This is a genomic window from Roseiarcus sp. (genome assembly GCF_052145395.1).
Lineage (GTDB): Bacteria > Pseudomonadota > Alphaproteobacteria > Rhizobiales > Beijerinckiaceae > Roseiarcus.
In genome coordinates this window covers 1-3169 of sequence record NZ_JBKQOT010000478.1, presented here as the reverse complement: position 1 = coordinate 3169, position 3169 = coordinate 1, and the positions used below count along the sequence as shown (strand labels likewise).

Here is a 3169-nt window from a genome sequence, read left to right as displayed (position 1 = left end):
GGCTCTAATCCGACATCGAGAACCAGATTCGCGAAATCGATCGAACGAATATTCCGCGACACGCCACCAGAGATCCTCGTCCGAGCGGAAGGCCATGTAGGATTCCGCAATCGCCTTGAACTTCGCGTCTTGCTGACTCAATTGAGCGTAGAGTTCGTTTGTCGCCTGAAAGAAGGCCTCGAGGATTTCCTGCGGAAAAAGGCGCAGTCCCGCGCCACCCCTGGCGAGCCGTTTCAACGCTATCGGGTTCGCAGCGTCGTATTGCGCGCGGACGCCATTGTCCGCGAGCGCTGCCGCCGATCTGAGCGCCGCGCGGTAGGCTTTCGGCAGGTCAGCGAACTTTTGTTTCGATACCAGCAAATGCAGCTGCATCTCTCCCTTCCACCATCCGGGAAAATAGTAGTAGGGGGCGAAGGACGAGATTAGATGCGCAGGGTCCGTAACGCTGCGGAATTTTTCGTCGTCGTACGGAGCAAAACCTTCAAACGCGTCAAGGGATCCTTGCGCTAGCGCCTCGAGGATCCTGTCCTTTGGCAGGGCGACCGGCGTTGTGCCGCGCATTTCGAGAACTCTCCCGGCAAAACCGTCGATCCGAACCTTCATGCCAGCGAGGTCCGCGACGCTGTGCAATTCTTTCCGGAACCAACCCGCCATCTGGCCGCCGGTGCTTCCCATTAGCATCGCGATCAGACCGCGTTCCGCCAAGAGGTTGTCGATGAGTTCGTTTCCGCCCCCGACCTTCAGCCAAGCTCCGTGCTGCCTTGCGTTCATGCCGAACGGCGCGCCGGATCCGAAGAGGTAGGCGGGATTGTTCGTCGACGCATAGCAAAGAGAGGTGTGCGCACGGTCCGCCTTCCCGGCGGCGACCGCGTCCATGGCGTCGACTGGAGAACCAACTGCTCCAGGAGGCTGAACCGCGATTGTCAGCCCTCCGTCGGTCGTGTCCGAAATAGCGGCGACAAAAGTCTTGGCTCCGCTGTGGACCAGATCGAGAGACGGCGGGAACGCGGATGTCATGGTCCAATTGATCTTGGGCGAAGGATCGGCGACCGCCGGGGCCGCCAACGTTGCACCGGCCGCCATGATTCCGGCGCGGGCCAAGAATGCTCGTCTCGATCCAGGCGTCATCGTACGTCACCTGCTTGCAGGCGCTCGCGTGGAGGACGCGATCCGCCTTCGCAGCGCCGGGGCGATTCCCGAGGGGACCCGCCGGCCGAAAAAGCATGATTTCGGCCCAAACGACGCCCCCTCGATACGCTGAATCGCGGCGTCACCCTGGGTTGAGTTTGCGTCGATTCCGACAAGATGGCGCAGGGCGCGACCTTGGCGGAAGTCCGCTCGTGCGGAGCCGCCCGGGCAGCCAAGATCGTAGGCGGCGCCTCGCGCTCTGCGAGGCTTTTTTTGGCCGCCGCCTGCACCTTTTCGAAGACGCGTCGTTCAATCTGGCGCACGCGCTCCCGCGAGACGCGAAACTCGATCGACAGCCGATCGAGCGTTATCGGGTCGTCCGCCAGTCGACGGGCCACGAAGATGCGCCGCTCGCGCGGAGCAAGCGCAGACAGCGCTTCCTGAAGCGCGGCGGCCCGGTTGCGCCGCTCGTCCTGCTCTAGAAGGACCGCCTCCTGGCTCTCCGACTCGTCGGCGAGCAAGTCCTGCCACTCGCCCTCACCTTCCCTGTTTGGCGAGACGTTCAGCGAGACGTCGCCATGAAGGCGCGGATTCATCTCGTTGACGTCCTTCTCGGAGACGCCGAGCCGGCGTGCGATCTGCGCGACCTGACTGGCGCGAAGATCATCGTCGAGGGCGGCGATGCGCGCCTTGGTCTTGCGCAGATTGAAGAAGAGTCTCCTCTGGCTGGCTGTCGTCGCGACCTTCACCAGCGACCAGGAACGCAGGATGTAATCCTGGATCGCCGCTCTGATCCAAAACGTGGCGTAAGTGGCGAGACGGAACCCGCGGTCTGCGTCAAAACGCCTCACTGCCTGGAGCAGCCCGAGAGCCCCTTCGGAATTAATCTCGGCAATCGGCAGGCCATAGCCGCGGTAGGCCATTGCAATCTTGGCGACGAGCCGGAGGTGCGAAGTCACCAGCTTGTTCGCGGCGACGCAATCGCCGGAGTCGTGGCAGCGCCGAGCAAGCGCCTGCTCCTCGCGCGCGTCGAGGATAGGAAATCTGCGGATGTCGTCGAGATACCGTGCGAGGCCCGGATCGGCCGCGAGAGCTGGAAGCATGCGGTTCGCCATTGTCCTCTCCGTTGGTCTTGCGGACGTTCGGTCGCGGCCTGGCAGCGACCCTCGAACGCCGCTGAGCATCGCCCTGAGACGCGGTCGAGTCAGCCTGCGAAATCTGCCCGACCCCAAGGCCGGAAGGGATCGCTGTCAGAAGTTTCAGGCTGCTCTCCAAGGCGAGCGACCCCATCTCCTCCACGCGCCCTGAGTGACGCTGTCGCATGGGAGCGCGGATCGGAGGCGCCGATGCGCAAAGTGCTTGTTCTGCTGGTGGCCCTTACGTTTGCGTGCGGGGCAGCCGCCACCGTGTCGATCATGGAGCTGCCTGCCTACGCGGATGACAGCGCCCTTGGCTATTAGCCGCCTGCTGTCAGATTTCGCAGGCTGAACGCGAACCGTATCAGTCCGTGGAGCAGAGTCGTGAGATCCGACAACGAAATCAAACGAGACGTTGAGGATGAAATTCGCTGGTCGGTCGACGCCGACGCGACTGACATCGCGGTCAGAGTCACGAACGGAACCGTCGAGATCGCCGGATTCGTCAAGCGGTTCAGGGACAAGTTTGACGCTGAGGCGTCCGCGAAACGCGTTTCCGGGGTCGTCGGGCTGGCCAATGAGATTGAGGTCCGTCTTCCGCGATTCGATCAACGTCCCGATCCCGACATCGCCCATGACGCGGCCGCAGCGATCAAGTTCTGGGCGCCGGCCGCGACGAGCATCAAGGCGTCCGTTCAGAACGGATGGGTCGCGTCGCCAAGTGGTAGTTCGAGAAGCAAGACGCTGCGCACGCGGTGCGCCGACTGAAGGGCGTCAAGGGGTGACCAATCTGATCCAGATCAAGCCAACCGCGACGCCTGCCGCCGTCAAGAGAAAGATCGAGAATGCGTTCCAGCGCAACGCTGCGATCCACGCGAGCCATGTCGCGGTCGAGGAGGCCGGAG

2 protein-coding genes and 1 pseudogene are annotated in these 3169 nt (G+C 62.9%); 1 reads left to right on the top strand and 2 read right to left on the bottom strand.

Going from position 1 to position 3169, the window contains the following annotated elements; all coding sequences use genetic code 11:
* Together ACLP25_RS16295 and rpoH are read right to left on the bottom strand one after the other, a co-directional pair.
* Nucleotides 1-1017, bottom strand: a 1017-nt coding sequence (locus ACLP25_RS16295) for a TRAP transporter substrate-binding protein (RefSeq protein WP_442470230.1), incomplete at its 3' end; no start/stop codon positions are given.
* A 338-nt stretch (nucleotides 1018-1355) separates the two neighbouring features.
* Nucleotides 1356-2243 (bottom strand): annotated as a pseudogene (gene rpoH / locus ACLP25_RS16290) (RNA polymerase sigma factor RpoH); the annotation flags it as partial.
* Between the two features lie 405 nt (nucleotides 2244-2648).
* On the opposite strand from rpoH, the gene ACLP25_RS16285 reads away from it, so the two are divergent.
* A complete protein-coding gene (locus ACLP25_RS16285; protein WP_442470229.1) occupies nucleotides 2649-3032 on the top strand; it encodes a BON domain-containing protein in 384 nt (127 codons plus the stop codon).
* Nucleotides 3033-3169: the final 137 nt, after the last annotated feature.